Source organism: Bacillota bacterium (assembly GCA_036504675.1).
Classification (GTDB): Bacteria; Bacillota; Sulfobacillia; order JAJYWN01; family JAJZPE01; genus DASXUT01.
Genome location: DASXUT010000132.1, coordinates 1 through 4,438, shown reverse-complemented (window position 1 = coordinate 4,438; position 4,438 = coordinate 1). Strand labels below are relative to the sequence as shown.

Below are 4,438 nucleotides of genomic sequence, written 5' to 3'. Positions count from 1 at the left end.
CAGGTCTGGTGGGCTCGAGGGGCCGACAGATTGAAGCTGGTGGGGACGAAAAGGCCGTCGGCGCGAAGCCGGCGGCAGAAGAAGAGACGTTGGTCACCACCGAGACGTCAGTTCGAAGCCTCAGGAACCCCCGCCCCTTTCGGTGGTGGTTGCCAGCAGCCGCTGGTAGTCCTCCCAGGTGTCGAGGTCCTGGAGGGCCTCCGGGCCCGCCGGCACTTCGATGACGGCCTCAGGGTGCCGGCGCAAAACCGCACGGCCGCCCTCGTCCCCACTTACGGCCAACAGTTCCGCGAAGAAGTCGCGGCCGAAGAGGACCGGGTGGCCGCGCTGACCGTTGTGCACCGGGACGGCGATGCTGCCTGGCCCCGACGAGCGCTCGACGAGGGCTTCGAGGTCACGGGCCCGGATGAGCGGCTGGTCGCAGAGGGCGATGATGACGGCCCCGGTCTGCTCGGGCAGGGCGCCGATCCCCGCCTTCAGGGACGCCGATTGGCCACCTTCCCGATATTGGGGGCTGGCCACGAACCACAGGCGCCCGCCGGCCTCGACGGCCAAAGGCTCGAGGGCTCGGTGGACCGCCTCGGCCTCGTGTCCGACGACCACGACCACCGGGTCGACCGGCGCGGCCAGGACCTGTCGGGCAACCGCGGCCACCAATGCTTCCCCACGCCACGACAGGAGCTGCTTGGTCCGGCCCATCCGGCTGGACGTCCCGGCGGCCAGGATGACCGCGCCGACCGAGCCGAGCGGCACGACCGCGCCGACCGGCCCGCCCCGGCCGAGCGCTTCCACGACGACCGGCCAGTGGAGGCAGGAAGTCAGCAGGACCTCGGGAGCACCCCGCCGCCGAAGTTCCGCGGCCACTCGGCACGCCGCCTCGAGCGAGGTCGTGGCCCCCGGCGGGGCCGTCGGATCGACCTTGTTGACTACCGGCACGAGTCGCGAGCCGGGTGGGCGCCCCTTGCCGCAACCGTTCGGGTCCATCAGGACGGCGGCCATCGTCGCTTCGTCGACCATTTGGCCGATTCCCCGCCCGGCGACCCGGGCGACGACCTCCGGCCGATGGACGTGCTCGGCGTCGATCGGCAGGCCCAGGGCGTCCAGACCGGCGACGCCCACGACCACCGCCGAAGAGGCCGGGATCACCGGCTCGTGGGCGGCCGGTGCCTTCAGCGGCTTCTTGGCCGACCCGTCGGCCTCAACCAGGATCAGCCAATCCGGCTGGGCCCGGTGGATCTCGTCGACCCACTCCGCGGGCAGCCCGGCGAGCTTGGGACGAGTCTCCCCCGGCGCCGGCACGGTGCCGGTTGCCAGCACCGGGAGCCGGCCGGTCCTACCGACGCAAACCGCCGCTTCGACGGCCTCCGCGGGACTGTCGACCAAGCGGACTTCGGACGCCGGCGTAGGGAAGTCCCCCGCCGAGGGCTCGAGGATCTTGGTCGTCGTGGTCACGACGACCCGGGCCGACCCCCACTGCTCCGCCGCCTCCCGGGCAAGCGCAAAAAGGAGGCTCGTCTTTCCGCCGGCCCCCACGAAAGAGACTACCTGTCCGGGCTGGACCCGCAACGCCCCAAGAAGGGACTCCACCGCCTCAACCGCCTTTGCCAAAGGGACATGCCGGGAAGACACAGGTCGGGCAGGCCAGGCACAGACCGCCTTCGCCGAAACGGGCCACCTCGGGGACACCCAGCCGTTCGCCCACCAGGAGGCGGGGGAGCAAGGTGTCGAGAAATCCCCGCGGCTTGGCCAAGAGGCCGGCCGGCACGCCGACGATGGGCACCGCGCCCACGTAGGCCAGCAGGGTCATCGCCCCCGGCGACACCGGCGCTCCATAGAAGGCCATCTCGGCCCCGCTCCGCCGGACGGCTTCCGGCGTGCAGTCATCGGGGGACATCCCCCCGGTCACCATGACCAGGTCGACCCCCCGGGCCAGCAGGCCGCGAATGGCCTCAACGATCGGCTCGACCTCGTCCGGCACCACGACCGAGTGGGCGATCTCGCCCCCATACTCGGCCAGGCGGTCCCGGAGGAGCGGTCCAAAGGCTTCCTTGACCCGGCCTTCGTAGATCTCGCGGCCGGTGACGACCAGGCCGGCCGAGACCTTCCTGAACGGGAGCACCTGCAGCACCGGCCCCCAGGTGGCAACCCCATGGGCCTGGCTCAGCCTCTCTTGGCCGACCATCAGGCCCAGGACCTTGGCCTTGGCCACCAAGGTGCCGCGCTTGACCGGCGTCCCGTTGTGGAGCGTGGCCACCAGCAGCTCGCCGATGGAGTTGATCGCCAGCAGCGCCGGCGAGGCCACTCGCAACAGGCCGTCGATCGACGCCTTCACATCGGCCCAGGCCTCCCCGGGCCGCGTGACCTCCAGCCCCCGGCCGGCGATCATCGCCGCCAGCCTGACCGCCGCCTCGTCCTCATGGACCTCATTTGCCTCGAGTTCGAGGACCTTGATCGTCGACTTGCCGATGCGGCGGAGGGTCTCCAGGTCGCTCTCCCGGATGATGTGCCCGCGCCGCAGGACCGCCCCTTTCCGCTGGCCCGGGACGATCTCCGTCAGGTCGTAGGCCAGGGTCAGCCCGGCCGAGTCCTCGATTCGAACTTCCTTCATCTTCAAAGACCGACTCACGTCCTTATCATCGGGAATGGGATGATGCGCGCCCGATCGGCGAATGCCCGCCGAGCCTAGGCCGGCGGCCGGCCCCACAAGAGGCAGGTGACGGCCTCGAGGGCCCCGCCCGCCACCGCCCTGGCCTTGTCGGAGATGTAGTTCAGGGCTTCGGGGTCGAAGCGCGGGTCGATGTCCCCCACCTTCTGCTCTTCCTTGACCGGCGCCCCCTCGCGGAGGAGTCCCCGGACGATGCCAGAAATGGCCGCGTGAATGGGAATCGGAGCGGCGCCGGCCACCATCGCAATCGCCGCTTCAGGCGGGGCGACCATGGCCACCACCTGATCGGCCTCGACCCGGCTGCCCAGTTCGACGAAAGTCCGAAAAATGCCGTCCTGGGGGGCGCGCAAGACGCGCTCGAGGCTGTGGCCGCGGACCGAGCCGGGCTGCCCGTTAAAGCGCTGGGCCGAGCCGTGATAGATGACCTGGCCGAGGTAGTGCCCGCGGGCCGTCTCCACGACGGCGTGACAATCGACGCCGGCCTCGAACCCCGGCCCCAGCCCGATGACCACCTGGGCGTCGGTTATGGTCGTGCCCAGGTTCTTGCGCTTGCTCATCCTGGCGTCGATCATGACCGGCGCGCCGATGGCTTGCTGGGCCGCGCCTTCCGGGTCGACGATGACCGGGATGACCCCGTTCATCCCCGGGGCCCGCGTCGTCCAGAGGGCCTCCTCGGCCGACTCGACCCTCACCGCCTTGACCCCTTCCACGACCACACTGCCTCGAAAGACACACTCGGAAAAGGCCACGGTGCGGCGGACCGCCAGGGGCTCGGGCAGCTCGGTCATGAAGATGGGAAAGCCGGCTCGGTAGAGCCGGTAGGCGACGCCGGTGGCCAGGTCGCCGGCCCCGAGGATCAGGACCGGGCCGAGACTGGGGAAATCACCTGGTCTGTTGGACTCTCTCGACGACATCACTTGGACCTCACTTCGGCGCCCTTCGGCGCAATGATCACCCGAGCCGCTGGTTTCTTCGCAGAGCTGCCAATTCCTCCTGAACCCTCATCCGAGCCCTGAAGTCCGGCCAGCTAGGGTGATGGCCCTCGCCTCGCACGCGGCCCGGCACAGGCCGCACCCGTAACAGACGGACTTGTTAACCACCGGGCCTCGGGTGTCGCGACCGATGGCCCCGAAGGGGCAGACCCGGCGGCACTCCCCGCAGTCCAGGCAGAGGTCCCGGTCCACCGCGGCGACATACTCGGCCTTGAACATCACCGTGGCCAGGTCCAGCGAGTGCTGGGCCCGAACGGCCAGGCAATCCCCGTCGCAGTTGCAGACGGCCCCGATGAAGGGGGTCAGCATCGTCCACACCGTGTGGACCTCGCCCTCATGGTCAAGGCGCCGGGCGGCGTCTTTGGCCTCGCCCGGGCTGAGCACTTCCAGGCCCGCCTTGTAGCTCGGGTAGGGGTCGAGGAGGTGGCCGATGTCCGCCCCTAGGGCGAAGCAGTAACGCCGTTCCTTGCCGGTGGTCACCTTGCGGCAGACGCAGGTCAGCCGGGTCACCGAGCCGACCAGGTCGATGACCGTCTCCACATCCTCGATCGGCAAGACCTGACCGAAGTGAGTGGACTTCTGCCGGGGTTCGATCATCCGGCGGAGGAAACGGTAGGGCCCGGGGGCCAACCGTTTGACCGACAGGGCCAGGCGTTCGTTGCGCGGGTGGTCCCGCTCGACGCGGCCGAAGAACTCCCTGATGTAGCGCTGCCGCCGCGGGTCCTCGAGCAGCTCCCGCGAGTAGTTGGCCATGTTCTCATACCACTTCTTGCCCTCACCG

Annotated in this window: 4 protein-coding genes; all 4 read right to left on the bottom strand. The window is 69.8% G+C overall.

Annotated elements, in window-relative coordinates:
* Positions 1 to 120: 120 nt before the first annotated feature.
* Positions 121 to 1,587 carry a selenium cofactor biosynthesis protein YqeC gene (gene yqeC / locus VGL40_09175; protein ID HEY3315427.1) on the bottom strand — a complete coding sequence of 489 codons (1,467 nt, stop codon included), beginning with the start codon at positions 1,585 to 1,587 and terminating at the stop codon, positions 121 to 123.
* A gap of 4 nt (positions 1,588 to 1,591) precedes the next feature.
* Positions 1,592 to 2,608, bottom strand: coding sequence for a molybdopterin-binding protein (locus VGL40_09170; GenBank protein ID HEY3315426.1), 1,017 nt, complete (start codon positions 2,606 to 2,608; stop codon positions 1,592 to 1,594).
* Positions 2,609 to 2,682: 74 nt separating this feature from the next.
* Entirely contained in the window at positions 2,683 to 3,579 is an 897-nt protein-coding gene (gene yqeB / locus VGL40_09165) for a selenium-dependent molybdenum cofactor biosynthesis protein YqeB (protein HEY3315425.1), read from the bottom strand.
* A gap of 87 nt (positions 3,580 to 3,666) precedes the next feature.
* Positions 3,667 to 4,438, bottom strand: a 772-nt coding sequence (locus tag VGL40_09160; GenBank protein HEY3315424.1) for a 4Fe-4S binding protein, incomplete at its 5' end; no start/stop codon positions are given.